The 891-nt window shown below is 57.7% G+C and carries 2 protein-coding genes; one reads left to right on the top strand and one right to left on the bottom strand.

Annotated elements, in window-relative coordinates; genetic code table 11:
* Nucleotides 1-185: 185 nt before the first annotated feature.
* The gene (locus ACP5H1_RS08490; RefSeq protein WP_427974091.1) at nt 186-371 is read right to left on the bottom strand and encodes a hypothetical protein; all 186 of its coding nucleotides are present in this window, start codon (nt 369-371) and stop codon (nt 186-188) included.
* A 79-nt stretch (nt 372-450) separates the two neighbouring features.
* Here ACP5H1_RS08490 and ACP5H1_RS08485 point away from each other — a divergent pair.
* Nucleotides 451-891: hypothetical protein (locus ACP5H1_RS08485; RefSeq protein ID WP_427974088.1), on the top strand; the 441-nt coding region annotated here is incomplete at its 3' end.

Genomic DNA, 891 nt, shown 5'->3' with positions numbered 1-891 from the left:
GTCTACCGACCCTATCAGCTTGTCTGTGTTCACGACCTCCTGGCCCGGCACGGCCGCATCCGTGAGCTTGGCCTGGCCGGGCTTAGGTATGGCCGGTTTTCCCTTCCCGCTCACATCCCTCACCTCTCACGCTCACTTAGTAGAAGTGCGTGGGAGGTTAAAAAACTTTCATGAATTTCTGAGAGTTATTTGGTAGAAAGGCACTCCTCAAGGCTTGCCTTCGGGTTGTCGTTTAAGCACCTTGCGACCCTCTCGATAATAGTGTACACGTGAATGTTGTGCTCGCTTGCGTAGCGTAGGAGCGTGTACTTAGCCTCAGGGCTCACCCTTGCGGATATGACTGCCGTGCGGGCCGTTACCTGTCCGTCCACCGCAACCACCAGGGGAGTGTTAGAGAATCAAAGTTTAAAAGCGTTACCGGGACGCAGGGTAGCCCGGGAGGCGACGCACGTGATTATTGACGTGGGGGCCAGCGAGCTTGCGTGCCGTGGCGACGTCTGCCTTATCTACTCTAAGGACACTGCAAAGGAGAGAGACCTGAAGGACTACGACGCCCTCTGGCCCAAGAGGGACGGGAAAAAGGTGTACTATACGTCGCTAAGGGAGCTCGTTGAAAAGATAAGGGAGAGCGTGAGGCCCGGAGACGTGGTGATTGCAGTGCACAGCATAGAGCACACGGACTGCCCCTTCGACGTCCTGAGGGCTATAGCGGAGGCAGGGGCAGGGGAGCTACACGTCTACGTACCCAACGCAGTGGTGAACGACGCAGACTGGAAGGACGAGACGCACGTCTACAGCTTCACGCCTCCTGCACTGGGGCACCTGCTGAGGAGGGCCATGCCCGGCTACGAGGTTCACGTGGAGCCGGTCTTCGGAGGAAGGGACTTGTAC

Origin of the sequence: Acidilobus sp., assembly GCF_049973875.1 — an archaeon.
In the GTDB taxonomy this organism is placed as follows: Archaea; Thermoproteota; Thermoprotei_A; order Sulfolobales; family Acidilobaceae; genus Acidilobus.
The sequence above is the reverse complement of the archived record's forward strand: the minus strand, read 5'-3'. Positions and strand labels throughout refer to the sequence as shown.